The following is a 24993-nucleotide window of genomic DNA, read 5'->3' on the forward strand; positions in this document are numbered from 1 at the left end:
GTGGAACATGAGAAAAACACCTTCCTTTAGTCGGCTTTTCTCTATTATAAAATGAGGAGATGTAAATTTTAAGGGAAAAATAAAGCTGTCGAGATTTTCTCGACAGCCTGAGCACAGCCTTTGCATTAGGCTGTGCTTTTGTTCATTTAACGATTTCTAATCCTGAACATATAATTTGCATTCAAAATGATTAAAACAAGTCCAATCACCATGATTGAGAAGAGCTGAGAGTGATTGGCCCCAAGGGAATACACAATCAAAATAAACATGGCACCGATCAACAGGATATTCATCAATTGATATGTGTGAAACAGTCCGCCAAGCATCACATGTTTTTCACCTTCGTCAGAAATAGCGAGCAGCTTTTTACTATAATCTTTGTCAGATGGGCTTGGTAGGTTGCGATTAGGGTAGACAAGCTTTAGAACGGATATCGCTACATAAGAACTGATAATGGTGACGATAAATAAAGTAACATTGACCAGAATCAGCCAAATAGGCTGCTCGGTTACGATGGCCATACCGATGGCAATAATGGACAAAATGGTACTCACCGTATTGGCTAACGTCAAATCAGTAAAGGTTCGATACTGTTTTGCTTCCAGTTCATCCTCCTCATCACCAGATACCGAAAGTGATACTCTTTTTTTCATACGTGAAATCCCTGAAAAACAATAAATAATCAATAGAATCGTCAATCCGCTGATGACAAGAGTCGCTTCGAATGCAGCATCAAGAAGTGTCATCTCAAATTCGGCTGCCAGCAGACAGTAAGCGCCGAGAAAGCCAAGGAGAGCACCTAAGACCATCTTGTATACAGTTTTCATGTGAGTTCATCCTCCTCGAATAGAAAAATACGTTCAATGGGTTCCTGAAAAATACGTGAAAGCTTAACAGCGAGCAAGAGCGACGGCATTAATTCGTCGCGTTCCATTAAGCTGATGGTCTGCCGAGAAACCTTTGCACGCTTTGCAAGCTCAGTTTGGTTCAAACCATCACGTGCACGAAGCTCTTTTAGCCGATTTTTCATTCCGTCACCTCAACTTTGATCGAAATCTTTCCTTGATTGTAAAGCATTATATTCATTTTGACAAGTTTAGTTGTCAAAATGATAAAAATAATTGTCAGAAAGATCATCTTTATTCAAAAGGTGAACAATGATACGCTAAAGGAAAGAGAAACAGAAAACAGGTGATGTCCGTGTTCATTGATCAATTAAAAAATGACTTACATCAATCACAGCCGTTGTTTATTGGAGAAGAGACAGCGTTCAAAGCGGCAGTCCTTGTCCCTTTGGTGCAAGTTAACGGGGAATGGCATATTTTATTTGAGGTACGATCGCTGACGATGAGAAAACAGCCTGGTGATATTAGCTTCCCTGGGGGCAAACTCGACGGCGGCGAAACAGCACAAGAAGCTGCACTGCGAGAAACACATGAAGAGCTGGGCATTCCGCCTGAATCAGTCGAGATCCTTGGGCAGCTCAGTCCTTACATTGCTTCTCCATCCTTCGTGGTATATCCATATGTCGGCATCATTGATGAGCAAAAGGTAAAGCACTCCTTTAATCAAGAGGAAGTGGAGGAGACCTTTACCATACCTTTATCATGGCTCAGCCAATATGAGCCGTACCGACATCATGTGTCCGTTCAGCCAACACCAGCTGAGGATTTCCCCTATGAAAAAATCATGAATGGCGAGAAGTACCTCTGGGGGAGCCGTTCGATTGAGGAATGGTTTTATGATTATGAAAACTACACCATTTGGGGATTAACAGCCCGCATATTAAAGCATTTTGTGACCGTTGCAAAAAGAAATTCCTAGAGAATCGCTCTCTAGGAATTTGTTGTATCCAGACGTTCTTCCGCTGTTTGTTTTCGAATAGAAGCTCTCGCTTGGCTCAGTCCGTAGGAAGGCATGTTCACATAAACTGATTCATACGAGCCGGCTTGAACTTGATACGTTTCATGATAAATCCCGACTGTGCCATTGTTCCGTGCTCTTAGGTTAAATGCCTTCCAAGCCGCCAAATGCTTTTCCATCTTGGCATAGGCAAGAAGGTCATCTGTTGACTTCCAATATTGGATCATGGCTGTAGTGCGTTCTCGGAAAGACTCATTTTATTGGTACCAAAAGGTCATTGAGACAAATGGTGAATCGCTTGATTGAAAAACCACAATCATGAAAACAGGTGATGACGATGTTTAAAATTAAACTCGAGTGTGGTCCTGGCTGAAGATCAGAACCAACAGGAGATGGTTTTATTCGGCCGAGGGATCGGCTATGGACAGAAGCTGGGTCAAATGATAGAAGAGAAGAAGGCAGACCAAGTATTTATGTCAGTTGATAATATGAGGGCAAAAGAATTTCTCCAACTGTTAGATTCAATGCCTCAAGAGTTCATAGATTTAACTCAGCACATCGTTCAATACGCAGAAAAGCGCTTGAACAGAAACCTAAATTCAGGTGTCTATTTCACCTTAATGGACCATTTGAATTTTGCAGTAGAACGACACAAAAAGAATATTAATATCACAAATCGCGTGTACTGGGAAATCAAAAACTATTATACTGAAGAATTTGAAGTAGGTAATTATGCGCTTGAGTTGGTTAATGAGACATTTGGCATACAATTACCAAAGGAAGAAGCGGCCAATATCGCCTTTCATTTAATCAATGCACTAGGTGAAGAATCCGATTCGAAAGATGGCATGAAGTATGCCAAGATGATCGGGAGTATTGTCAATCTCGTGCGATATACGTTAAATATGAAAATGGATCAAGAGAATATTCATTACAGCCGGTTCATTACCCATGTGAAATTCTTTGTAGAAAGATTTTATGCAAATAAATTATTATCAGATCAAGAAAATGAGTTGTTTGAACAAATTGCTCACTTGTATCCTCAAGCGATGGATGTTGCCTTCAAAATCAAAGATTATATTAAACAGGTGCATAGTATCGTCATTTCTAATGATGAACTTACTTATCTTGCGGTACATATCCACCGCCTCATTTCTTATCAAGAATTAAAATAAATATGGAACCACTTGCCTTGTAATAAGGCGAGTGGTTCTTTGTATTGTCCCGGTTTATATTATGTTCCGATAGGTCGTTCTGTTGTACCAGGATTCGTTTCATTTAAGGAATTGAAAGACACTGTTTGTCCGAAAACAACGATGGCTAAAGTGAAAATCAGTAAACTCATTTTTTTCATTTGAATTCCTCCAGTCAAGTGTAGTGTGTTCCATGTGATAGGCGTCCTTTAAAAAGAGATAGGCTTGATGAATTGCCCCCAGCTCTTCAAAGTGTCTGGCAGCCAGTGCACTTAATTCACGGGCACCCTCCGCATCCTTTAATTCTTTCAAAATGCTGATTTCATCGAAACAGGCTTGAGCTTTTTTGACCATATCCTCAGTGAAATATAGATGGTGGAGCAAATTCATTTTTGCTGTATAGATGGGGCTTTTCTCCGTTGCATGTTTTTGTTTGACCAATTCGAAATAATAGAGTGCTTGTGTTCTTTCATCGATGGAGAGCAGCTCTTTTATTAACATAAACATGGAGTGATGGAAATAACACGATGAAAGGTAGTCATCATCACTAAGAGCCTGTTCTAGTGCATCGATACATTTTTTTGATTCTCCAGTTTCAGCATACAGAATGCTGATATTATGATACAGCTGTGATGTTAGAAAATGATCGTTTAGACTGTTTGCGATGTGTAATGCTTTTTTGTAGTAGCTTTCTGCTCTTATGAAGTCACCAATATCCATAAAATTAGCAGCGGCGATCACAATGGCTGCCGCCAGTCTTCTTTCATAGCCTTCATGACTTTTAAAAATATCAATGGCATTCTGAATATAGTGAAGTGAAATCAGGCTTTGACGAAGCAGCATATATAAGTTTGCGATCTTTGTATGGAATTCTGCTACTTCTATTTCATCAGGAATGTTTTGTAGTTTTTTCTCGGCAATTTTAAATAGTCCGATCGCTGATGCATAGTCTCTTTTATATGAAGCGTAAAGGGCTTTGTACAGGTAAAAATAGTATTCAATTAAGTCGTTTGTTTTAGAGGGACAATCTAGCTCTGTCTGTTCATTTAGTTCTTTACCTCTTCGTTCATATAACATGAGTTTATACTTGCCTTCTAGCAATGAATAATAAGTCAAGACCTCCTGATTCTCTTCCATTTCTTGAAGTAATTCCTGTAATTCTGTGTACATTGCCTTTGCACTCTGTACATCATGCTTACGAATCGCAATTCGCCAATCATTTAAACGGTTCCCCACCTGTTCAGCTGAAATGATAGTCATCAAAATTTCACCTCTTTAAGATCCTTTCGCCTGTTTCACTAAAAAACGATATCACAATTTTTGGTAAAATATAATCGTTTCTGCGAGGTGATTGACAAGAGGTAATAAAAAGGACCTTAGGTCATGTGATGTACGATATTGTAACGGTGAATGATTGTTTGTACAAATGAATAAAATCTTTTTTTTGAAGTCTAAAAAAGTGATAAATACAATCAGTTTTATCTTTATGTTCGAAAACATCACCCCATATAGTTAAAATAAAGCAATTTTAGGTATGGAAGAGGAAGATTGAAAGGTCGATCTAGCAGGGAAAATCAGTTATGATGTTGCTAGATCATGATGGAAAAGAAACTGACAGAAGTGGACAAAGGTGAATATAAGTACAAATTATAAAAACTCTCGTATTTTAGAAAGGATGTTGAAATGAAAAAAAGATCTCAAATCTTAAACTGGAAAATCACACTAATGATCACGACGCTTTTACTCGTTCTAGTGACTCTTTACATGTCAAAGAGATACTTTTATAGCAAAGAAATTGAACTGCTGACAGAGTCATGTCAACAAGCAGATGGCAAAATCATAGTAGAAACTAATTACTTGTCTATGGATTATTCGTTTGAGTGTCAGAAAAAGTAAAACAGGCAGCTCTCTGCCTGTTTATACCCCCGTTAAAATCCTAAATCTTGTAACCAATTATTTAACCTAATTTCTCGTTTCTCAGCAGTTAAGCGTTCGTATTTCCCTAAATATAAACTGGCTACAATTTCTCCATCATTCATAAACATCATTCTTTCAGAGCGGAGAGCAACTTTCGGATCATGTGTGACGAGAAGTAGAGTTGTTCCTTCAGAGTGAATTTTTGAAAAAATATTCATGACTTCCTTTGTGGTGCTTGAATTTAGGGCACCTGTTGGCTCATCGGCAAAAAGAATGTCTGGTTCATTCATAAGAGCTCGACAGATAGAGGCTCTTTGGAGCTGTCCACCAGATACTTCTGACAAATATCTATCCGCTAAATGATCAATATCAAGTTTCTCCATTAAATATTTAGCTCGTTCATTTACTTCTTTTCTCGGCTTTTTTTTCGCTAAATAAGCTGCAGCAATAATGTTATCAAATAAATTGAGATTCTTTAGTAAGTGGCTGTGTTGAAAGACGAACCCCATCTCTGTTAAGCGCAGAGCCGTTAACTGTTTGTCTGTCATTTTTGATAGTAATTGGTCTTTATATTTGATCTCTCCCGCTGAGGCTGTTTCTATACCGCTAAGCTGATAAAGCAAAGAGGTTTTCCCGCACCCGGAAGGTCCCATAATGGTCACGAACTCTCCGGACTTAATCGATAAATGAATATTTTTAAGAATGGTTTGCTTTTGCCCTTTTAATGAATCAATTTGCAAAGACAATCGCTCTGTTTCTATTAAGTGTTCCATGTGAAACATCTCCTTATGAAAGTGTATGTTGGGTGGTTTTGCTAGAAAAAAACGTCTTCAATAACCAAGAGGTTAAAGCTAAGCTGACGATAAACAGTGAGAGTGGGTACACGACTGACACCCATTGTGGTGCCAACCAATGAAGGCTTGATGCCCCTAAGGATGCGCCACCTACACTCATTAAAGCAGAACCAATGGTATTGACAGCGATGGTTCCAATAAAGACGCCAAAAGAGAGAACCACGATAAAACTTGTTAAGTATTGTCCCGTTAAATCTTTTATAGAAAATCCAATCATTCTTAACATATGGTTACGACTTGAATCTTTCGCCTTTAACATGTGCAGAAACATTAATAGCATCAGACTGGCGGTTCCAAAAGCAGCTATTGTAGAGAAAAATGCAACCACCTTTACTAAAGATGCTGTGCTGCCGATGGTTTGATGAACGTATTCTTTCATATCTGTCACTTTTGCAGGAGACATACTTGTTTCTAATGCTGCCTTTTTTTCTGTAATATTTATTCCTTGTTTCAGTTGAATTTGAATGGTTTTCCAAAGAGGTGATTGAGGAAAAGGTTGTGATAATGCTTTTGCTGTTTTTCCTCCGTTGATGACGTCCTGGTAAATGCCAGTCACCATTCTTTGAATTTCATGCCCATTTGTTACGAGAGTGATTTTTTCTCCTACCTTTTTCTGAAGTGAGTCTGCACTTAGCACTGATAAGGCGATATCTCCATCCTTGAAAGGTTCTCGTCCTTTTAAATAGGTGAGAGGGAATGCTGAGAGATCACCTGTTTCTAAATAGAGCGTTTCTAATGTATTATCCTTTGCTTTAGACTGGAGAGAAGTTGTTTCATATACGGCAGATGTTTGAATGTCTAGATCTTCGCGAATCATAGACTCGATTTTATTTGTACTTTTCTCTAAATCATTTCCTTGTCGAATGTCGATTCGAAGGTCACTTTTGCCAGAGCCAAGATATGTGATGAAATCTGGTGATTGTAAAGTGTGCCATAGCTGAATAGGCATCAGCATCAAAAATGTACAAAGTGCGATAATGCAGGTAATCGTTGTATACAACTTTATTCGCGAGAACAGATCTTTTAAACCAAACCATATATTGACCGGGAGGAACCTGTTTCTCTTGAGGTGCATGGGAATTTGTTTTTTGTGATTTGGTGAAGTGACGCCACCTTGAAGCGCTTGAGCTGCCGATACTTGACCAAACTTTCTTAGGACAGCATAGCTACATGAGATGACGATCATTGCCGTCAAAATAGAAACGAAAAGCGGGATCAGCCATTGAGCAAAAGAAGAGTCATTCCCCATATATTGCTGAATATTGGCCGTAAACATATCACCAAACATAAGCGTTAACAAATATCCTGCTATACACCCTGCACAGGCAAGCACAGCATACTTCCCAACGTATAATTGCTTAATTTTTGATAAAGGAATCCCCAGCACCTTCAGTATTCCAATTTCACGTTCATCCTCTTCTATAGCAGCTGTCATAGCAAGATGGAGAGAGAGAAGGGCTATACTAATGAGCAGCATGCACACAAGCAGGAGAATGGCAATAACCATTCCATCTGTCAATGCATTCAGCATACGTAGTAAGGGTAATGTAACAGCTGGACCTTGTTGTGGCAGCTTTGATGATTGATAAATTGATTGAAAAGCATCTGCCTGCTCGGCATCATGCAGTAAAAATTCGATCAAGTACTCCTTTTTTGGAAACTCGTGATTCAGTGCGTCCCAATCCTCGTCATGAAGGAGGAATCTTTTTGAACTGACAAGGCTGGGGTTCATTTGCGCATCTCGTAAGAACGCTTTGATTTGAAAAGAGAAATGATTAGACCCTTTTTCAATCTTTAACGTTTCCCCTATCTTGAGATGATACTTTTGTTGAAAATAGATGGGGACAGCCACTTCCCCTTTGTTTACAGTTAGTTTTTCATTTCGCTCGTTTAAAAGAAAATCAAAAAAACGATTTTGTTTCACAAATAAATGATCCATCACACCTGCTTTGGCAGGCTCATGTCCGAACTTGATGCTGGCATGTTCAATTGGAATCATTGGGACAATTTGATGTGCTTTTACCATGGGCTGATTGCTTGAAAATGTTTGAATGTCTTTTTCATCTAGGGTGCCGTCATGCATTTGGACAAAGTCTGGTGCTTTGGCTGAATGGAGTAGGTTAGAAATGGAACCATTCAGCTGAGCTGTCATTTGAGCGGCGCTTGTTGCTAAAAACGATGTCATCATGATGCAAAGGGTTAAGCCGATTGAAATGAGCCGGTGGCGGATTAAGTCTTTCTTTATAAACGTCAATCTCATGAGGCTGATTCTCCTTCATGGTGAAGCATATTTTTTGTTAAGAAGGCTAGAGCAAACATGAAGATACTGACTATTAGCACGGTCACATACATGTTGGTTGAAAAGGTGTTGAACAAGAACCCATACATCATTTGACCAAGCGGAGCAGCACATTGAGAAACCATTGTCAGATTGGCCATGACTTTTCCTAATTGAGCATTTGGTGTTTTCTTTTGAACATGTGAGATGACAACGATTGAAATCATTGTGAGCAGCATAGCAATTGGGATACATCCTGCTAAAAAGAGAAAATAGGCTGGATATGTGCCAAATTGAAGGGCCATTTTTGTTGTTGAAAAAGCCACAGGCAGTAAAATGATGGCGATGACGAGCAGCCAGCGATATAAAGTAGGAATGCGCCAATGCTTTGCTACGAGTCCAACTAGCAGTGCCCCTGCGATGACAGCAAACTCAATCAAGCCCATTCCAATCCCATACATGATGTCACTGCTTTTCATTATGACCCTTAAAATGATTGGACCACCAACGATAAAAAATGGTGTGAGGATGAAATTTAACATCGCTGCAAGCAGCATGGCTCTTTTTAAAAATGGCTGGCTACCTATATAAGAAAATCCCTGCTTCATATCTTTCACGAGCACTTTACTCATGGACTCCGTTAGCAGGCTAGGTGAGAAGGAAATATTTAACCGTAAAAGCATGCATGCGGATAGAAAAAATATGATGGCACTAGCCCCTATGATGGATTGACTCCCGATAAGTCCGTACAGAACTCCGCCGATAATAGGAGCGAGAACACCTGAAAGAGCCTGCACACCATTTACGATGCCGTTTGCTTGTTCTAATTGTTCTTCTTTCACTAGCTGTGGAATGCTGGACATCACAGCAGGAGCGTAAAACGTACTCATCACGCCAAGCAGTATCATGACGGCTCCGATCATATAGAGTGAATCATTTCCTGAAAATAACCAGAAATAAAAGGCCAGAATCATGATGCCAGTGAGGACATCAAATAAAATCATTAAGTTCCTTCTGTTAAACCGATCAGCAATTGCCCCTGCTAATGGGGAAAGGAGGAGCGGGACATTGGATAAAGCGAAAAGTAAGGCATATAAGTCTACACGCTGTGTCATATCCAGCACGTGTAAAGATAAAACAAACCGAATCAAGGAAGACCCGAAAACGGAAATAATCTGTCCGAGAACAAGGTACATAAAGTGGTTGGGGCCTCTTTTGGATAACAAAAACATGAATATCACTCTCCTTTTAGACCGACCGTCAGTCTATAATGTATGCAGGATTGGTATTGAAGTGACCAATCACTGATTATTTTCATCTCCCTCTCCAGTTAATCGCTTGAGAAGGAAGGAGAAGCTTCCCTTTTCTGCATGTAAAGAGGATTCGAGGAGATCGATAAAAGCTAGAGCTCTTTGTATACTTTCTTCGGCGGTCCATTGGAAAAGACCTTCATCAAATATGACCTGTGCAGAAGCAAGGAGAAATTCAACCGTCTCTTGCGGATACTTCGTTTGAAATGTCCCTTTCTCTGCACCTTGCTGAATGACATCTGCCAAAACTGGTGAAAGTTCTTTAATGGCTTTGATCAAGCTTTTTTGATGCATTTCTGCATTAGAAGGTTGATGAAATTGTTCGATCATGCCCTGTTTATTGCTTCCTTGCTTAGGTGATTGCGCCATGATGATATGAAATAGTTTATCGACGACTGGCAGGTCTGGATCAGCCGCAATACGCTTTGCCACGATGATATCTGCTTTGATGATCCTATCAATAATGGCATCCATCACTTCTTCTTTGGATGTAAAGTAATAATAGAATGTGCCTTTTGCAATGCCAACGGCTTTTAATATGTCAATAATCGTTGTTTGCTGATAGCCTTTGGTTGAGAAAAGCACCTCTGCTGCGTTTAAGATGTCATTTTTGCGTTCTTCAGGGTGTTTAACGGTTCTCATAAAGCCATCCTTTCTTTTGACTAGACTGTCGGTCGGTCCCTTGTTTTGATTAAACACTTTTCAACGTACCTTTGTCAACGGCTGTTTTTTGAGAATTTTGCATTTATTGTGCAATAACACTATGATACATTGAATGAAAACACCTTCAGGAGAGATGCTGCATGCAATTTTTAACCAGTGAATTGGCTCAAGAAATGGTTGAACGTACGATGCGTATTTTACATAAAAACATCAATGTCATGAATGCAGATGGTGTGATTATTGGTTCTGGTGAACGAAAAAGGATTGGACAGAAACATGATGGTGCACGGCTTGTGCTGACGAGCGGGAACAGTGTGGAAATTGACCAGGAGAAATCCTTCCGTTTAAAGGGAGCGATGCCCGGAATCAATTTGCCTATATGCTTTCGTGAACAAGTAGTTGGTGTGATTGGGATTACTGGTGAGCCAGAGGACATTCGGCATCATGCAGAGCTGGTGAAAATGGCAGCTGAGCTGGTGTTAGAACAATCTTTTCTGCTTGAACGAGTTCAGTGGCGGCAGCGAATAGAAAGTGAAATTGTCAATCAGTTGATTTCTGATTCTGACGCGGGTGATCATCAGCTAAAGAATCGAGCGGCCTGGCTGGGGATGGATTTAGATAAGCGGCGAATGGCAATTATTTTTCAGCCAGTTCCATCCTCCGAGGACACTGTGCACAAAATGATGCATGCGATTCAATACGATAAGAATGCGGCCGATTTACTAGGCATGACCTTCCTTCATGAATTGATTCTTTTCAGGCAGCCGATTCATGAACATAGTCTGAAGCATGTGACCGAGCAGCTGCAGAGAACGATGGTGAGAGCAGTAGATAGGCAAGTGCTTGTAGGTGTAGGGACTGTCGCTGAGGACATGAGTCAATTACCATTGTCTTTTCAGCAGGCGAGAGATGCCCTGCGGTTGGGGAAGGTTCTTGATCCAGATGAAAGTATATTTTTCTTTGAATCTTATCAGCTGGAAAGCTTATTCATAAGAGCAGGAACCGCTGAAGGGGAAAATAGATGGACTGATTTTTACAAGCCGCTTGCACAAGAAACGGAGCTCGTCCATACGTTAAAGGTATACATTGAAGAGGGGGGCGATTTGCAAAGAAGCGTGGATCGCTTATTTATTCATCGCAATACACTGCGATATCGTTTAGATAAAATTCAAGCAATAACCGGGAAAGACCCTCGTCATGTGAAACAGTTGATGGAGCTCTATATGGCGCAGTTAATGAGTCAACTACCTTAATTGTGCATTTGCACAATTGAATGAAGTGATAAATAAAAAAAGATCATATAGATTCACAACTCGATCCCGATGAGTAAACGCTTACAATTAAGAAAAGACAATTTGGGGGGATTGAGAATGAGTGGAGATGTGACTGTTAGTACACTGGGTGCCATGATGGCGCTTGTGATCGCTATTGTTCTCATTCTAAAAAAAGTCTCACCTGCATATGGCATGCTGGCAGGTGCATTCATAGGCGGTTTGGTTGGCGGTGTAGATATTGTTCAGACCGTCAACGTCATGATGGAAGGAGCTAAGGACATGATTCCGGCTGTCCTTAGAATTATGGCCGCAGGTGTACTGGCTGGCGTTTTGATTGAGTCAGGTGCAGCGTTATCTATCGCTGAGGCCATCGTGAAAAAGCTAGGAGAGGCGAGGGCCCTTTTAGCACTCGCACTTGCAACGATGATTTTAACAACGGTGGGCGTTTTTGTAGATGTAGCAGTCATCACGGTATCACCAATTGCACTTGCCATTGCCAAACGGGCAAAGCTTTCAAAAATGGGGATTTTACTTGCCATGATTGGCGGCGGGAAGGCAGGAAATATCATGTCGCCGAACCCTAATGCGATTGCAGCCTCTGATGCTTTTGGTGTACCACTTACTTCCATGATGGCTGCAGGTGTCATTCCGGCTGTGTTTGGATTAGCTGTCACGTACGTGTTAGCCAAAAAGCTCGGAAATAAAGGGACACCCGTTTTTGAAGAGGAAGCCGACCAAAGCAAGGTTCAAGTGCCTGCTTTTTTTCAAGCATTGGCTGGTCCGCTTGTTACCATTTTATTGTTGACTCTAAGGCCGCTATTTCAAATCAATATAGATCCAATGGTTGCCTTACCGATTGGAGGCATTGTAGGCGCTCTTTTGATGAAAAAAGGAAAGTATATCAATGATTATGCGATGTCGGGACTTCATAAAATGTCGGGCGTAGCGATTATGTTATTAGGGACAGGCACACTAGCAGGAATCGTATCGAATTCTTCCTTAAAAGATGTGTTTATTCAAGCACTTGATGCATCGGGACTGCCTCCTTATTTGCTTGCACCAACGTCAGGTATTTTTATGTCAGCAGCAACCGCTTCGACAACAGCAGGAACGGCGGTCGCCAGTGGGGTATTTAGCGGCACACTGATTGGGCTTGGCGTATCTGCTCTTTCAGGCGCAGCCATGATTCATGCTGGAGCAACGGTGCTTGATCATATGCCGCACGGGAGCTTTTTCCATGCAACAGCAGGAAGTGTGCAAATGGACATCAAAGAACGGTTGAAATTAATGCCTTTTGAATCGTTAATTGGTTTGACTTTAACCGTTGTATCGACCATTATCTTTGGCATTTTTCAGCTGTTCGGCTGAGGACATGATGAGAAACGAGGGGTTTTTGGATGAAAATTGTGATCGCACCAGATTCATTTAAAGAAAGTTTGTCTGCTTATGAGACGGCCTGTGCCATTGAGCGAGGGTTTCGTTCTATTTTGCCAACCGCAGAGTATCTCAAACTTCCAATGGCAGATGGAGGAGAGGGTACGGTTCAATCGTTGGTTGATGCGACAGGTGGGCATATTGTCAATCAAGTGGTTACGGGTCCGCTTGGGGAACCTGTGGATGCCTTTTTTGGCATGTTGGGGGATGGTCAGACCGCTGTCATAGAGATGGCCGCAGCCTCTGGATTACATCTGGTCCCGCCCAAAAAACGCAATCCGTTATACACGACGTCTAGAGGAACGGGAGAATTAATGCTTGCGGCACTGGATAAGGGAGCGAATCATGTAATCATTGGGCTTGGCGGAAGTGCAACGAATGATGGCGGCACTGGGATGATGCAAGGATTAGGTGCAGCTTTTCTCGATAAAACAGGACAAGACCTCATGCCGGGCGGCGGGTCACTGAATCAATTAGCTTCTATTGATCTATCTGGACTTGATCCAAGACTGCAATTCGTCCGGCTGGAGGCAGCTTGTGATGTGGATAATCCTTTAACGGGAGAGAGAGGGGCGTCTGCCGTATTCGGACCTCAAAAGGGAGCAGATGACGAAATGGTTCAAGTGTTAGACAAGAACTTAGCTCATTTTGCACAAGTAGCAGAAAAGGAGTTTAATGTATCTATTGCTGATGCAGCCGGTGCAGGAGCAGCAGGAGGACTTGGTGCGAGTTTATTAGGCTTTTTACAGGCTGATCTTCAAACAGGAATCGATATTGTACTGAAGGCCGTTCATTTTAATGACGTCATCGAGGAGGCAGACCTCGTCATTACTGGGGAAGGCCGAATCGATCGGCAGACCATCTATGGAAAAACGCCGATCGGTGTAGCCAAAGCAGCCAAACAGTATGGTCTCCCTGTAATTGGCATTGCAGGATCACTCTCAGAAGACAGTACAGTCGTACATGATCATGGAATTGATGCCCTTTTTAGTATCGTTCCAGGTGTCATCTCTCTTTCTGATGCGATGCATGATGCGGCTCTTCACGTAGAGAGAACTGCGCGGAATATTGCGGCTGTGATGACATTTGGAAGAGAGAAGTAAATGATGAAAAATGTTTCCTTTTCTATCACGTTCATTTCTATAGAAATGTGGTAAAATAGTGATAAATGAAATAGAAATGTGGAGGAAATACAAATGTCTAATCTACCGAATTGTCCTTCGTGCAGTTCATCCTATACTTACGAGGACGGCAGTCTGCTTATCTGCCCTGAATGTGCGCATGAATGGTCACTAGAACAAGAACAAGCGGCAGAGGAGCAGCTTGTTGTTAAAGATGCGAATGGGAACCTGTTAAGTGATGGCGACACAGTCACTGTCATTAAAGATTTAAAAGTGAAAGGTTCTTCTTCGGTTTTAAAAATAGGGACGAAGGTCAAAGGCATTCGTTTAGTTGAAGGCGATCATAACATTGATTGTAAAATTCCTAGCTTTGGCGCTATGAAGTTAAAGTCAGAGTTTGTGAAAAAGGTATAACGATAGAAAAGAGCAAGATCTCATTCTTTTCAGTAATTAGAACTTGTCCATGAATAGCTAGCAACAGAAATTTTTAGAGCGGGTTTGTCTGCTTCATTTGTTTCTTAATTATTTAGAAATAAATATATGATTGTTGTTATTGTGCAAAAAGCACCTAAATTGTTAAAGGAAACATATTCCTTAATAATTAGGTGTTTTATATTTTTTTATAAAGTTTCTAAAGCTAATTATTGACTATACAAAAGGATATTCGAAGGTATTTTTTAATCAAAACCTAAAATACAAAATTCCATTTGTATTTTATTGGGAACATTATTTGATCTCTATACTTCTAATAAGCTTTAAATTATAAATGGGGTGATAAAAATGGAATTTGGATATTTTAAAAAACCTGTTATGAAAAAAACGACTAAATGTATACCTATTACTAATAAAGAAGATGTCGAAATTGGATTAATAAAAAGATTTTATAAAAATAAAGTTGAGAGAGTAATTGATCACATATTTGATGAGTTTTTTGTGAATGTAGAGGTAATGGATTCGAATGCTAATACTATTGTAAAAGCTATAGAAAATATATCCCTCAAATCAATGTATCGTTCAAATTGGGTTATAGAATGTAAGGATAAAGGAAGGTTTTTATTAGAAGATAGAACTAAAATGAAAGCAAATCCAACGATGAATTTAATAATAAATGATACTACGTATTATCTAAAGAAAGATTTCGCAGATAAACGTGTTAGATTGGAAGACTCAGAGCAGACTATAGCTGAAATTACGTACGATAAAATTATACCTCCTGCAACAGTTATTATTGAAAAAAAACAGGGTGACCTAACTGTCCATCTTATCGCGTGCCTCTATTATATATTTATGTTAAGAGAGTAGAAACACTACTTTAGAGGAATTCCTTAATGCCATCATAATTTTATACATCATAGTCTTCATATTGATATCTATTAATAAAATAAAGAATTAGATCATTTTAAATCATTACCTTAACCCTACCTTAAAAAAGGCAGAGGATTCTCTAAATTTTGGCTAATTCCCTTCACAATTTTTGGGCATTGCTGTACCATATGGAAGTGTTCTTCTATTTTTGACGGATCATGGTGTTTATCAGGAAATAGATTGATAGATGATACTTAGACAAAGAAGGAGAGGTAACGTGACGAACGTTTTAGAACTGCATAATGTATCTAGGCATATTCGCGGGAAAAAGATTGTTCAAGACTTGAGCTTTTCTGTCCAAGCGGGAGAAGTCTTTGGCTTTTTAGGACCGAATGGCGCGGGGAAAACAACAACCATTCGCATGATGGTCGGTCTTTCTCCGATTACATCTGGTGACATTCAGATTAATGGACATAGTATTCAAACCTCCTATCAGCATGCCATCCAAGATGTCGGTGCGATTATTGAAAATCCAGAAATGTATAATCATTTAACGGCAAGGCAAAACCTTGTTCATTTTGCCAGAATGAATGGAAAAGTGGATGAAGGTCGAATTGATGAACTGCTAGAACTAGTTAGTTTGCAGCATGTGAAACATAAGCGTGTCCGTACGTTTTCATTAGGAATGAAGCAGCGTTTGGGTATTGCTCAGGCATTGATACATAAACCGAAACTGCTAATCTTAGATGAGCCGACCAATGGACTAGATCCAGAGGGAATTCGAATGATACGAGATTACTTGAGAAGGCTGGCAAAGGAAGAAGGTCTTGCTGTCATCGTTTCTAGTCATCTCATGTCAGAAATGGAATTGATGTGTGATCGTTTCGCCATTATCCAAAAAGGAAAGCTGATTGCGATTGAGGATCAGCGTGCGGAGACGAAGCAGGATGATTTGGTCAATTATCGAATGAAAGTAGCATCAAGTGAGCTAGAAGAAGCTCAAAAGCTCATTGAGGCATTCGAGGAAGGCATCACGGTTAGAGAAGAGGAGCAGTACTTATTCTTCTCCATCCTAGAAGAGAAAATGCCGCAATTGATTCGTCATTTGAGTGAGGCTTCTATTCATTTGTACGAAATCAAAATAGAAAAACAAACCTTAGAAGATAAGTTCTTAAGCTTAACAGGTAAAAAGGAGGCAGACGTATGATTCGCCTCATTCAAAACGAGTGGATGAAGATCAGTTATCGTGTTGGTACTTGGATTATGGTTGGACTTCTTGTTTTAGGCATGATTGCCACGCTGATCTTTGCAGTTAAGACAAATGACGATGATCAATCGTCAAGTGATTGGAAGACTGAGCTGCAACTGATGAATGATGAAAACAAGAAAGAACTCAAAGAAACGGAAAATGGTTTCTTTAAACGAAGTCTGGAAAGAAAAATAGCTATTAATGACCATCGAATTAAACATAATTTGCCGCCAGCTAATCAATTTAGCGACAATGCATGGGATTATGTCAAAACAAACGCCAATTTACTCCAGCTTGTAGGTGTGTTTGTGATCATCATTGCTTCCACCATTGTGTCGGCTGAATATAAGCATGGTACCATTAAATTATTACTGATTCGTCCACCATCAAGGTTAAAGATCCTAATATCTAAATATATGACGGTTCAGCTGTATTCTCTTTTACTTGTCGTGGTACTATTTATCCTGTCATTTATCTTGGGTGCCATCTTCTTCGGATTTAACACCGATTATGTGAATTTGGTCTATCAAAATGGTGAAGTGATTGAACGTTCACAGTTTGCAAATATGGTCTTTTATTATCTTGCTCATTGTGCAATGTTTGTCGTCCTGGGGACACTTTCTTTTGCAATCTCAACGGTGTTTAGAAGTGAGGCTATCTCCATCGCCATCAGTGTGTTAGCCTATATTGTAGGTGGAACGATTACAAGTATTTTAATGTTCTTCTTCGATTGGGCAAGGTATTTGCTATTTGCGAATGATCCATCTCAATATTTTATGGAAGATGTTCCTTTTATCGAAGGCATGTCTCTAGGATTCTCATTAACAGTCCTCGTTATCTATTGGGCTATCTTCTTGGCGATTGCTTTAATTGTCTTCCAAAAGCGAGAAGTGAAAACAGGCAGTTAATTTAACTTTTTAGGAGGTTTACACATGATTAAACGTAAAGGTGAAAAAGTAATGGGGATTATTAGTATTGTCCTCAATGTGATTGGAATTGGTTTTGGGGCATTGATGCTCTCCGTGGATCAATCGTTTTATGATCAAATCAATGAAGTGTTACAAGAGGAAGGCGAAACGTTGCCAATCGAAACACTTCAGGCTTCGGTCCATGCATTTGGCACTCAGTTCATGGTGGTTTCCGCGATTGCGGCTGTGTTAACCATTGTAGGCGTGATTTTCTTAAAAACAGACCGCCGTGCTGTGCTTTCTGGTATTCTTTTCTTGGTTTCGGCTGTGACTCTTTTAATTGGAACCGTTGGTCTTGCCTTCGTTCCGATGATCTTGTTGCTTATCGTTGGGTTGATGTCACTGATTAAAAAACCGAAAACAGAAGTGCACACAAGTGAATATCCTTCATAAATCAAAGAAAAAGACATGCGCCCATATGCGCATGTCTTTCTTTTTTATATGATGCCAATCAGCTTGGCGACGATGAGTAAAACGATACTGAATCCCCACATCCAAAAGAAGGAGTAGCGGATATGTTTTCCCATGTCGACCCCTGCAAGACCTATGGCAAGCCAAACAGCAGGAGCAAGTGGACTGACAAAGGTTCCGATGATATTTCCAATCATCATGGCATATGCTGCTGAAGTGCCTGACACGCCAACCTCAGATGTAATCGATTCGACAATTGGCAGAAGTGCATAATAATAGGCATCTGTACTTGTCAGCATATCAAGCGGTACTCCAAACACCCCCACAATGATATGTAAAAATGGAAGCAGGAAAGCAGGTAGAATTTGAACGCTGTCAACAGCTATTGCTTTGAGCATTCCCGTCCCTTCGAGTATGCCTAGAAATGAACCTGCAGAGAAGATGACAGCAGCCATCATCAGCGCACTAGGTGCATGAGCCTTGATTCTTTCCATTTGTACATTCACATTCGGATAGTTAATCAACAGCGCAAGAGAAAGTCCAATCATAAACATGTAACTGGCTGGAATCACACTCAGCACAAGAAGGACAACAACAGCCAAAAACAGGATGAAATTCACCCAGATGAGGTGATAACGTTTTAAAGAGGCGTCGCCTGTTTCGCTGATAGATTGAATAGCCTGGTCCCAATCAGCGCCTTCTAGTTGGACAGCGGCTACTTCGTTTGCAGCAATTTTCACCCTAATACGTTTCTCTTCTCTTTTCCCTAAGATGAACGCCATCCCCAACACGAGAACGACTCCGATGAGCTGAATTGGTATGAGCGGCACCCATAGCTCTGATGGATCCATATTCAAGACACTTGCTGCTCGTCCGGTCGGTCCAGCCCATGGCACCATGTTGGTTAAGCCGGCACTCGTCCCGATTAATAACAGCAGTAAGTAAGGACTCATATGTAATTTTTTATAAAGCGGAAGCAGTGCAGGTACAGTTAATAAAAAGGTCGTAGCTCCTGCTCCATCTAAGTGTGCGATGACCCCAATCAAAGCAGTTCCCATCGCAACCGTGACAACATTTCCTTTTGTCAGCTTAATTAAAGCTTTAATAACAGGTTCAAAGAACCCTGTATCTTGTAAAATGCCAAAAAATAAAATGGCGAAGATAAACATGATCGCCACTGGCAATACTTTGATAATCCCTTCTTCAAAAAAGGTTTGAATGTCATTGATACCAAATCCCGCAATGAGCGCCCCTATCAAAGGTACCATGACCATGGCGACAATTGGACTTGCTTTCCCCCAAATCAGCAATACAACAATCGTTAAAATAATCAACAATCCAACAAACGTTAACATAAGCCCCTCCCCCTACAATAAACCGTTTACATTTGTTTGCTCTTTTTAACACAATGCAGTCCCACAGCTGCATTGAAAAAAAGAGTATCAAAAATATGAGTATTAGGCAACCACTTTCATACCTATACAATGGTAAAAAAGGATGGTGAATCCAGTCGGGGCGCTGTGTCAAACATGTCAAAAAATTTAGATAAAAATAACACTTCAAGTGAATATTGCATATCTATAATTAAAAGAATTTATATAGGTATTTAGAATTATTAAAATCGAAAAGCGTCCAATGAATGGACGCATCTTTCAATCTATTTTTTCAAGATGATGTATTCGTAAGGATCAAGTTGAAGCTGCTCGGGCACATGCTGTCCAGTCAGCATATTTTCATAGCCTTCCATTGAATCTAGTGAGATGCCCTGCTGCTGTTCTGTAAAATTCATCATAAACACAAAGTCCTGAGTGCCATCTGTTCTCTTTTGTACACTGACTCCCTCTGGGATCGCAGAAGATAGGACAGGCTGTATGCCAGTGCCTGCGATGAGATCCTCGTAAAACTCATCATAAAAAGCCTGCTCATTTTCGGAAGCCATATAGTACGCTTTCCCATTTCCAAATGGACGGACAGTAAGGGCTGGCTGTCCTTCATAGCAGCCATTCTCAAAATGCCCTAACACAGAGGCCGTTTCAGGATGAATGGATTCGCAATATTGGCCGACATGGTAGGTGCGTCCATTCCCTGTGGTCATTAAGACGTGTTCATCTGGCATCAATGTGTTGATTTCCTCTGCCCAAATGCCAAGTACATTGCGGAGAGGGCCCGGGAAACCGCCGAGGAAACAGAGATCGTTTTCGTCAACCATACCGCTCCAGTATGTCGCAACAAAAATGCCGCCCTCTTTGACAAAGGCTTCAATCTTTTCTGCGACGCCTGGTTTGATCATGTAGAGCATTGGCCCAACCAGCACCCGGTAGGATGAGAAATCCTTTTCCATTCCGACAATGTCAACAGGGATGCCCTTTTTCCAGAAGCTGCGATAGTGAGTTTGACAAGCCTCCACATAGCGTTTGTTTGTATTATTTAAGGCTTGAGCATCATCAATCGCCCAGTGGTTTTCCCAATCGTATATGATCGCGACCTCAGGTTGAACGGATGTGCCCGCAATCGGCTGCAGCTGCTCTAGTTGTTTCCCTAGATCAGCCACCTCTTGAAACACACGCGTATGTTCATGCCCTGAATGGTCAACAACTGCACCGTGGAATTTCTCAGAGGCGCCTCGTCCTTGTCTCCACTGGAAATACAGCACGGAGTCTGATCCGTGGGCGATCGCCTGCATGGCAGAGAGGTGTGCCATTCCTTTATGTTTGACTTTATTCACATCATGCCAGTTCACGAGGCTCGGTGTGCTTTCCATCACGAGAAACGGCTGTCCGTCCTTTAACGAACGATACAAATCGTGAACGAAGGCGACGTTTGACGCTAATTCGGCAGTTGTTTCTCTGCCGCTATGCCATGCAGGGTAACTATCCCATGAGATCACGTCGACTTCTTTTGCAAATTGATGATAATCGAGCCCAAGGAATGGACGCATATGCGGATAGTCGCCCATAAAGTTGGTGGTCACTGGGATATGAGGCGTCAATTCTCGCAGCGGCTCAATCTCATTTTGATAAAAATTGATTGTTTGAGCTGTGACAAAGCGCTTCCAATCTAGGTTCATGCCGTGAATCATGTGCTCCCCATGCGGTGCAGGTGACTCAATTTGTGCCCAATCACTATAGATGTGACTCCAAAATCCCGTCCACCATGCTTGATTCAATGCATCAAGGTCATGGTTGTATTTGTCTTTCAGGTAATGTCGGAAGGCCTCCTGGCAAAGATCGCAATGGCATTCGCCGCCGTACTCATTCGAAATGTGCCACATGATCAGTGCTGGATGATCCTTGTAGCGTTCAGCAAGCAACCGGTTGAGTGTATTCGTTTTTTCTCGATAAACCGGTGAGGTGAAGCAATGATTATGCCGAAGCCCGTGTAAGTTACGCTGGCGGTTCGCTTCGACGCGTAATACTTCTGGATATGTTTGTGACAGCCAAGCAGGCCTTGCCCCGCTTGGTGTTGCGAGAATGGCGTGAGCCCCCTGCGCTGCCAAGCGGTTCATGATGTCATCCAGCCATGCAAAGTCATATTGACCTTCTTCTGGCTCTAGCTTACTCCATGCGAAAATGTTGATGGAGAATGTTTGACAGTGTGCAAGCTTCATTAATCGAAAATCTTCGTCAATGATCTCTGGCATATGGAGCCATTGATCTGGATTATAATCACCACCATGCAAAAAGCCTTTCACATTTGGGTGAACGAGCGGGTAACGCTTTCCCATTTTGTCACGTCCTATCCTTTTAATTACGGTGTCATTTGTTTAAATACATCGAGAGAAGGCAGTGCTTTTCCGTTGAAATCAAACATGGCCTGATTTTCCCAAGCATTTCCGACCGTACCGGTTGTTTGAATATAAGCTAGCCCGTATTGACTAGACCACGGAGCACCTTTCGCTGGAATCCAAAGCGGCTCCCAATAAAAGAACCCTTTCCCGCGATTGTTTTTCACTTGTGAAATTTTTTCTGATACATCTCGTATAAAAGATGCCTGCCCTTGCGGTGAAGCTGGATACCCAGCTGTTTTGACGGAGTCTTGATTAAATGAGTTTTCTAAGTTGTCACCATTTGCTGTTGTAAACCCATAGGCGGTTTCCACCACAATGACGTCTTTGTTATAGCGGGCACTAATATCATTCATATTGGAGGAAAGGCCGCTGAATCCACCATCCCAATACGGATAATAAGACAAACCGATCGTATCGAATGTGACGCCTCGTTTTGTGATTTCATCAAACCACCAGCGAGATGCGCCATTGTCTCCTCCATGTGCAAGATGAAGCATGACTTTAATGTTCGAATCGACAGAGCGAACAGCATTTGTGCCAGCCTTTAGCAAAGCAGCGAGCCGGTCAAATTCACCGCCGCCTTCACCCCAGCTCTTTCCGTTCGGCCACAGCATACCGGAGTTCAATTCATTCCCGACCTGTACCATGTTCGGCAAGGCATTTTGCGCCCTCATCGCTTTTAGCACATCACTTGTGTAAGTGCCGACAGCCTTTTCTAAATCGCTTTGTGAGAGGGACGCCCAAGCCTTCGGTTTAAACTGTTTACCAGGATCGGTCCAGAAATCACTGTAGTGAAAATCAAGCAGCACTTTCATGTTTTGTGCTTTTGCTCGTTTCGATAGAGCGATGGCTGTGTTTAAATCATTTGTCCCGCCGTTATAGGCACGGCCTTGATTGTCGTATGGATGGTTCCACAGTCTGATGCGCACATAGTTGACGCCTTTGTCCTTTAATAGTTTAAGCGGATCAACCTGCTGTCCGTTCTGGTCGTAGTATCTGCCGCCGCTTCTCTCGACTTCTGCAAGCATCGAAATATCGGCCCCTTTGATGAAGTCCCCTTGCAGTCCATTAATCGGCCGAACAGAAATCGTGTCTGCTTTTGCTTCAGGCAGAATACCTAACCCCATAAGAAAGAAAACGACAACAGTGACGAGCATCCATTTTTTCATCAAATCTCTCCTTATCCTTTTGTCCCGCCTTGTGTGAGGCCGGATACAAATTGTTTTTGTAAAACAAGAAACAATAAAGCGACAGGAATCGCAATCAGTAAAGCCCCGGCTGCAAAGGTCGTGTAGCTGGCACCCATTTTGTCTGAAACGAGATTGTACAGACCGATTGGGAGCGTATACATTTCGGGTGATCGGACAATGACACTGGAGATGATGAAATCACCCAGTGGTCCTGTAAATGAGTTGATGGCGACAACGGCTAAAATCGGCTTGGCGAGCGGCATAATAATTTGGATGAAAATCCGGAAATGCCCTGCACCGTCCATTCTGGCTGATTCATCGAGATCCTTCGGAATCGCATCAAGATAGCCTTTCATTAAATACGTATTCATCGGAATTTGTCCGCCTGCATAAATCAAAATCAGTGCAAAGTGGCTGTTAATCAGTCCAAGCATTTGAGCCAGAACAAAAATCGCAATCAGCGCAGAAAATTGAGGAATTATTTGCAGCAGCAAAAAGAGCATCAGCCCATTTTTCCGTCCTTTGAAACGGAATCTGGAAAAGGCATAGCCTGTAAAGCTGACGAGAATCAGCGTTAAGATCATGGTGGCAATGCTGATCTTCATTGAGTTCCAATACCAATTTGCATAAAGTGCCCCTTGACCAAAGAACAGCTCGGTGAAGTGGCTGATCGTTGGATTCTTCGGAAACATGCTTGTGCTCATGAGGCTGTTCCCAGGATTAAAGGAAGCACCGATCGTCCAAAGCAGTGGATATAGAATACAAGCGGAGGCAATGAAAAGGATAAAATAAGTGATACTCAGGCGAATGAGTTTTTGTTGTTTTGATCCCATATCACATCATGTCCTCCTCTTTGAATGAATTCGTTCTCTTAAACTGCCAGAGTGCAATGGCAATGACAAAGATCGAAAGTAAGATCGTCACAGCGGCAGCCAGTGCGTATTGAGAGGACTGCATCGTTAGCTTGTAAATCCAAGAAACCAATATGTCCGTACCCCCAGCTGTTGACCCAGCAACAGGCGGTCCTCCGCCATTAAATAAGTAGATGATATTAAAGTTGTTAAAGTTAAAGGTATATTGCGTGATTAATATAGGTGCAATTGAATAGAGGACAAGCGGTAATGTGATGGACCGGAATTTCTGAAAGAAGTTTGCTCCATCAATGGTCGCTGCCTCGTATAAATCTTCAGGAATGGCCTGCAAAACACCGGTTGTCATAATGAAAACAAAAGGAAATCCAAGCCAAGTCTGCATCGCAATGAGGGCAATTTTGCTCCAAAATGGATCTGTCAGCCACGGCTTTGGATCAATCCCAATCGATGCAAAAAGCGTATTGTTGATGGCACCAAACGTGTCGTTGAACAGTCCGGCAAACACCAAAATGGTCACAAACCCCGGAACAGCCCAAGGCAGAATCAAAATCGTTCTAAAAAACCGTTTCCCTTTTAAATCCTTCTGATTGAGCAGGACAGCTAGAAAGATGCCGACGGCACATTGAAGGGTCGAAGCAGCCAATGTCCATACGACGGTCCAGCCAAGTACATCAATGAATGTGTCTCTCCAAATATCGATCGAAAAGATATTTTGAAAGTTTTTGACCCCTACCCAATCAATGAGATTGGCAGGTGGCGAGTGGTATAAATCGTAGTTCGTAAAGGCAATCGCAAAGCTGAACATGATAGGAAAGACAACAGAAAATAAAAGTAAAAAGAAAGCAGGAGTGCTCATTAAGTAAGGAAAGCCTTGATCGATGAGCTGATGATATTGAGCACGGATGGAATGAAGCGGAACCCCTTGATCACGTTTCTTTCCGTTCATAAATGCATCACGCATCATGAGCACGTAAAATCCGATACCAAATCCAGCTGTTAAAAGCGCAATAATCCCCTTTGCTAAAAGGAAGACAGAGTTGTCACGAGGCAGCATCGTACCAAGTGTGAACAATCCCCAGAAGCCAATATTGAATAAATCATAAAATACAATCAGAAAAGAGACGCCGAACAGGAAAAAGAGTGCCCCTTTGCTATACTGTTTGTTGTATATTTGCCCCATCCCGGGTATAAGAGAGAACATTAGCGCCCGTCTCCGGTGTGTCTTTAGTTCCACTGTGTGTGTGCGGTCTAGTTCAAGGTTACCCGTCACGTCTAACACCTACTTCGTATGAAATTAGATGAAA

The 24993-nt window shown here is 41.5% G+C and carries 23 protein-coding genes and 1 pseudogene; 11 read left to right on the top strand and 13 right to left on the bottom strand.

Features of this window, described 5'->3' with window-relative positions; translation table 11 throughout:
• Positions 1 to 146 precede the first annotated feature (146 nt).
• Together ACSLGF_RS05760 and ACSLGF_RS05765 are read right to left on the bottom strand one after the other, a co-directional pair.
• Positions 147 to 827, bottom strand: a complete 681-nt coding sequence (locus ACSLGF_RS05760) for a DUF3169 family protein (RefSeq protein WP_456003286.1) — start codon at positions 825 to 827, stop codon at positions 147 to 149.
• Positions 824 to 1030: a helix-turn-helix transcriptional regulator gene (locus tag ACSLGF_RS05765; RefSeq protein ID WP_034323321.1), complete on the bottom strand. Its 207-nt coding sequence runs from the start codon at positions 1028 to 1030 to the stop codon at positions 824 to 826. The genes ACSLGF_RS05760 and ACSLGF_RS05765 overlap by 4 nt, the downstream gene beginning before the upstream one ends.
• 170 nt (positions 1031 to 1200) lie before the next feature.
• On the opposite strand from ACSLGF_RS05765, the gene ACSLGF_RS05770 reads away from it, so the two are divergent.
• Positions 1201 to 1824, top strand: a complete 624-nt coding sequence (locus ACSLGF_RS05770; RefSeq protein ID WP_456003288.1) for an NUDIX hydrolase — start codon at positions 1201 to 1203, stop codon at positions 1822 to 1824.
• Between the two features lie 11 nt (positions 1825 to 1835).
• Here ACSLGF_RS05770 and ACSLGF_RS05775 read toward each other — a convergent pair.
• Positions 1836 to 2111, bottom strand: a pseudogene (locus ACSLGF_RS05775) (monooxygenase family protein); the annotation flags it as partial.
• A gap of 111 nt (positions 2112 to 2222) precedes the next feature.
• Here ACSLGF_RS05775 and ACSLGF_RS05780 point away from each other — a divergent pair.
• Positions 2223 to 3038: a PRD domain-containing protein gene (locus ACSLGF_RS05780; RefSeq protein ID WP_456003290.1), complete on the top strand. Its 816-nt coding sequence runs from the start codon at positions 2223 to 2225 to the stop codon at positions 3036 to 3038.
• Positions 3039 to 3137: 99 nt separating this feature from the next.
• Here ACSLGF_RS05780 and ACSLGF_RS05785 read toward each other — a convergent pair whose 3' ends face one another.
• Positions 3138 to 4316, bottom strand: coding sequence for a response regulator aspartate phosphatase (locus tag ACSLGF_RS05785; protein WP_456003293.1), 1179 nt, complete (start codon positions 4314 to 4316; stop codon positions 3138 to 3140).
• Between the two features lie 423 nt (positions 4317 to 4739).
• Between ACSLGF_RS05785 and ACSLGF_RS05790 the strand changes: the two genes are divergently transcribed.
• Positions 4740 to 4952 (top strand): hypothetical protein, encoded by a 213-nt coding sequence (locus tag ACSLGF_RS05790; protein WP_456003295.1) that lies wholly within the window; start codon positions 4740 to 4742, stop codon positions 4950 to 4952.
• Between the two features lie 32 nt (positions 4953 to 4984).
• On the opposite strand, the gene ACSLGF_RS05795 is transcribed toward ACSLGF_RS05790, so the two are convergent.
• The 4 genes from ACSLGF_RS05795 to ACSLGF_RS05810 all read right to left on the bottom strand — a co-directional run bounded on the left by ACSLGF_RS05795 (position 4985) and on the right by ACSLGF_RS05810 (position 10057).
• Positions 4985 to 5746, bottom strand: coding sequence for an ABC transporter ATP-binding protein (locus tag ACSLGF_RS05795; protein WP_456003297.1), 762 nt, complete (start codon positions 5744 to 5746; stop codon positions 4985 to 4987).
• A 13-nt stretch (positions 5747 to 5759) separates the two neighbouring features.
• On the bottom strand, positions 5760 to 8087 hold the full coding sequence (locus ACSLGF_RS05800) for an FtsX-like permease family protein (protein ID WP_456003299.1): 2328 nt from the start codon (positions 8085 to 8087) through the stop codon (positions 5760 to 5762).
• Positions 8084 to 9337: an MFS transporter gene (locus ACSLGF_RS05805; RefSeq protein ID WP_456003301.1), complete on the bottom strand. Its 1254-nt coding sequence runs from the start codon at positions 9335 to 9337 to the stop codon at positions 8084 to 8086. The genes ACSLGF_RS05800 and ACSLGF_RS05805 overlap by 4 nt, the downstream gene beginning before the upstream one ends.
• 69 nt (positions 9338 to 9406) lie before the next feature.
• Entirely contained in the window at positions 9407 to 10057 is a 651-nt protein-coding gene (locus tag ACSLGF_RS05810) for a TetR/AcrR family transcriptional regulator (RefSeq protein ID WP_456003303.1), read from the bottom strand.
• A gap of 161 nt (positions 10058 to 10218) precedes the next feature.
• Here ACSLGF_RS05810 and ACSLGF_RS05815 point away from each other — a divergent pair, with 161 nt between their 5' ends.
• From ACSLGF_RS05815 to ACSLGF_RS05850, 8 genes are all read left to right on the top strand, one after another.
• Positions 10219 to 11331: a CdaR family transcriptional regulator gene (locus ACSLGF_RS05815; RefSeq protein WP_456003305.1), complete on the top strand. Its 1113-nt coding sequence runs from the start codon at positions 10219 to 10221 to the stop codon at positions 11329 to 11331.
• A 117-nt stretch (positions 11332 to 11448) separates the two neighbouring features.
• Positions 11449 to 12720 carry a GntP family permease gene (locus tag ACSLGF_RS05820; RefSeq protein ID WP_456003307.1) on the top strand — a complete coding sequence of 424 codons (1272 nt, stop codon included), beginning with the start codon at positions 11449 to 11451 and terminating at the stop codon, positions 12718 to 12720.
• Positions 12721 to 12749: 29 nt separating this feature from the next.
• Positions 12750 to 13889 carry a glycerate kinase gene (locus tag ACSLGF_RS05825; RefSeq protein WP_456003309.1) on the top strand — a complete coding sequence of 380 codons (1140 nt, stop codon included), beginning with the start codon at positions 12750 to 12752 and terminating at the stop codon, positions 13887 to 13889.
• 93 nt (positions 13890 to 13982) lie between these two features.
• Complete coding sequence (locus tag ACSLGF_RS05830) at positions 13983 to 14321, top strand: zinc ribbon domain-containing protein YjdM (protein WP_034323363.1); 339 nt, start codon at positions 13983 to 13985, stop codon at positions 14319 to 14321.
• A gap of 366 nt (positions 14322 to 14687) precedes the next feature.
• Positions 14688 to 15209 carry a tubby C-terminal domain-like protein gene (locus tag ACSLGF_RS05835; RefSeq protein ID WP_456003311.1) on the top strand — a complete coding sequence of 174 codons (522 nt, stop codon included), beginning with the start codon at positions 14688 to 14690 and terminating at the stop codon, positions 15207 to 15209.
• A 280-nt stretch (positions 15210 to 15489) separates the two neighbouring features.
• Positions 15490 to 16419, top strand: coding sequence for an ABC transporter ATP-binding protein (locus ACSLGF_RS05840; protein ID WP_456003314.1), 930 nt, complete (start codon positions 15490 to 15492; stop codon positions 16417 to 16419).
• A complete protein-coding gene (locus ACSLGF_RS05845) occupies positions 16416 to 17369 on the top strand; it encodes an ABC transporter permease (protein WP_456003316.1) in 954 nt (317 codons plus the stop codon). The genes ACSLGF_RS05840 and ACSLGF_RS05845 overlap by 4 nt, the downstream gene beginning before the upstream one ends.
• A gap of 24 nt (positions 17370 to 17393) precedes the next feature.
• Positions 17394 to 17822 (top strand): DUF4064 domain-containing protein, encoded by a 429-nt coding sequence (locus ACSLGF_RS05850; RefSeq protein ID WP_456003318.1) that lies wholly within the window; start codon positions 17394 to 17396, stop codon positions 17820 to 17822.
• 44 nt (positions 17823 to 17866) lie between these two features.
• On the opposite strand, the gene ACSLGF_RS05855 is transcribed toward ACSLGF_RS05850, so the two are convergent.
• The 5 genes from ACSLGF_RS05855 to ACSLGF_RS05875 all read right to left on the bottom strand — a co-directional run bounded on the left by ACSLGF_RS05855 (position 17867) and on the right by ACSLGF_RS05875 (position 24890).
• Positions 17867 to 19195, bottom strand: coding sequence for a CitMHS family transporter (locus ACSLGF_RS05855; RefSeq protein WP_456003320.1), 1329 nt, complete (start codon positions 19193 to 19195; stop codon positions 17867 to 17869).
• Positions 19196 to 19497: 302 nt separating this feature from the next.
• Positions 19498 to 21564, bottom strand: coding sequence for a beta-galactosidase (locus ACSLGF_RS05860; RefSeq protein WP_456003322.1), 2067 nt, complete (start codon positions 21562 to 21564; stop codon positions 19498 to 19500).
• A 23-nt stretch (positions 21565 to 21587) separates the two neighbouring features.
• The gene (locus ACSLGF_RS05865; RefSeq protein ID WP_456003324.1) at positions 21588 to 22796 is read right to left on the bottom strand and encodes a glycoside hydrolase family 53 protein; all 1209 of its coding nucleotides are present in this window, start codon (positions 22794 to 22796) and stop codon (positions 21588 to 21590) included.
• Positions 22797 to 22807: 11 nt separating this feature from the next.
• Entirely contained in the window at positions 22808 to 23650 is an 843-nt protein-coding gene (locus tag ACSLGF_RS05870) for a sugar ABC transporter permease (RefSeq protein ID WP_456003326.1), read from the bottom strand.
• Between the two features lies 1 nt (position 23651).
• Entirely contained in the window at positions 23652 to 24890 is a 1239-nt protein-coding gene (locus ACSLGF_RS05875; RefSeq protein ID WP_456003756.1) for a carbohydrate ABC transporter permease, read from the bottom strand.
• Positions 24891 to 24993 lie beyond the last annotated feature (103 nt).

The sequence above is a fragment of the Bacillus sp. A015 genome (assembly GCF_053851875.1).

Bases quoted from the DNA above. Each gene is read 5' to 3' on its own strand.
- ACSLGF_RS05855 (WP_456003320.1), bottom strand. From the start codon at position 19,195: ATGTTAACGTTTGTTGGATTGTTGATTATTTTAACGATTGTTGTATTG.
- ACSLGF_RS05815 (WP_456003305.1), top strand. From the start codon at position 10,219: ATGCAATTTTTAACCAGTGAATTGGCTCAAGAAATGGTTGAACGTACG.
- ACSLGF_RS05870 (WP_456003326.1), bottom strand. From the start codon at position 23,650: ATGGGATCAAAACAACAAAAACTCATTCGCCTGAGTATCACTTATTTT.
- ACSLGF_RS05790 (WP_456003295.1), top strand. From the start codon at position 4,740: ATGAAAAAAAGATCTCAAATCTTAAACTGGAAAATCACACTAATGATC.
- ACSLGF_RS05875 (WP_456003756.1), bottom strand. From the start codon at position 24,890: ATGTTCTCTCTTATACCCGGGATGGGGCAAATATACAACAAACAGTAT.
- ACSLGF_RS05800 (WP_456003299.1), bottom strand. From the start codon at position 8,087: ATGAGATTGACGTTTATAAAGAAAGACTTAATCCGCCACCGGCTCATT.
- ACSLGF_RS05765 (WP_034323321.1), bottom strand. From the start codon at position 1,030: ATGAAAAATCGGCTAAAAGAGCTTCGTGCACGTGATGGTTTGAACCAA.
- ACSLGF_RS05805 (WP_456003301.1), bottom strand. From the start codon at position 9,337: ATGTTTTTGTTATCCAAAAGAGGCCCCAACCACTTTATGTACCTTGTT.
- ACSLGF_RS05820 (WP_456003307.1), top strand. From the start codon at position 11,449: ATGAGTGGAGATGTGACTGTTAGTACACTGGGTGCCATGATGGCGCTT.
- ACSLGF_RS05810 (WP_456003303.1), bottom strand. From the start codon at position 10,057: ATGAGAACCGTTAAACACCCTGAAGAACGCAAAAATGACATCTTAAAC.
- ACSLGF_RS05850 (WP_456003318.1), top strand. From the start codon at position 17,394: ATGATTAAACGTAAAGGTGAAAAAGTAATGGGGATTATTAGTATTGTC.
- ACSLGF_RS05835 (WP_456003311.1), top strand. From the start codon at position 14,688: ATGGAATTTGGATATTTTAAAAAACCTGTTATGAAAAAAACGACTAAA.
- ACSLGF_RS05795 (WP_456003297.1), bottom strand. From the start codon at position 5,746: ATGGAACACTTAATAGAAACAGAGCGATTGTCTTTGCAAATTGATTCA.
- ACSLGF_RS05865 (WP_456003324.1), bottom strand. From the start codon at position 22,796: ATGAAAAAATGGATGCTCGTCACTGTTGTCGTTTTCTTTCTTATGGGG.
- ACSLGF_RS05845 (WP_456003316.1), top strand. From the start codon at position 16,416: ATGATTCGCCTCATTCAAAACGAGTGGATGAAGATCAGTTATCGTGTT.
- ACSLGF_RS05785 (WP_456003293.1), bottom strand. From the start codon at position 4,316: ATGACTATCATTTCAGCTGAACAGGTGGGGAACCGTTTAAATGATTGG.
- ACSLGF_RS05860 (WP_456003322.1), bottom strand. From the start codon at position 21,564: ATGGGAAAGCGTTACCCGCTCGTTCACCCAAATGTGAAAGGCTTTTTG.
- ACSLGF_RS05760 (WP_456003286.1), bottom strand. From the start codon at position 827: ATGAAAACTGTATACAAGATGGTCTTAGGTGCTCTCCTTGGCTTTCTC.
- ACSLGF_RS05830 (WP_034323363.1), top strand. From the start codon at position 13,983: ATGTCTAATCTACCGAATTGTCCTTCGTGCAGTTCATCCTATACTTAC.
- ACSLGF_RS05825 (WP_456003309.1), top strand. From the start codon at position 12,750: ATGAAAATTGTGATCGCACCAGATTCATTTAAAGAAAGTTTGTCTGCT.